Source organism: Cupriavidus phytohabitans (assembly GCF_017815025.1).
Classification (GTDB): domain Bacteria; phylum Pseudomonadota; class Gammaproteobacteria; order Burkholderiales; family Burkholderiaceae; genus Cupriavidus.
Window position 1 is genome coordinate 1 of the sequence record NZ_JAGIQB010000253.1, and the last position, 495, is coordinate 495.

1 pseudogene is annotated in these 495 nt (G+C 55.4%); it reads right to left on the reverse strand.

The features are described 5' to 3' along the window. Window positions 1–70: 70 nt before the first annotated feature. Window positions 71–421 (reverse strand): annotated as a pseudogene (locus J8I34_RS34380) (reverse transcriptase domain-containing protein); the annotation flags it as partial. Window positions 422–495: the final 74 nt, after the last annotated feature.

Consider the following 495-nt stretch of genomic DNA (forward strand, 5'->3'; position numbering starts at 1 on the left):
GCCGCCGGCTCCAAGCAGCGAAAATTCGAACGACTCAGACGAGGGACTGGAAAATATGCAACATTGTAGGCGGCGTAATAATTCCCCCTTGCGGGGTACCTGCCCGGCTCTCGAATAGGGTTCCTTCATCGATATATCCGGCTTGAAGCCATCGTCGCAAGATTGCCTTATCCATCGGGATATGCTCCAGGATCCAGGCGTGACTGAAGTTATCAAAACAACCCCGGATGTCACCTTCCAGAACCCATTCTGGCGAAACGTTCTTCGCCAGAACAATGAAGCACTGCTCGATGGCGTCGGCAGTCGAGCGCTCAGGCCGGAAGCCGTAGGAATTTGGGTCCGCCAGTGTCTCTGCCACTGGTTCCAAAGCGAGCTTCCACAACGCTTGCATCGCCCGGCACCGCATACAGGGGATCCCTAGGGAATCGCTGATCAATGAGGTTTGCGGTTGATGTTGCGAAAGCCGTGGTCTTCGGCTTTCGCAATACGGGAGAG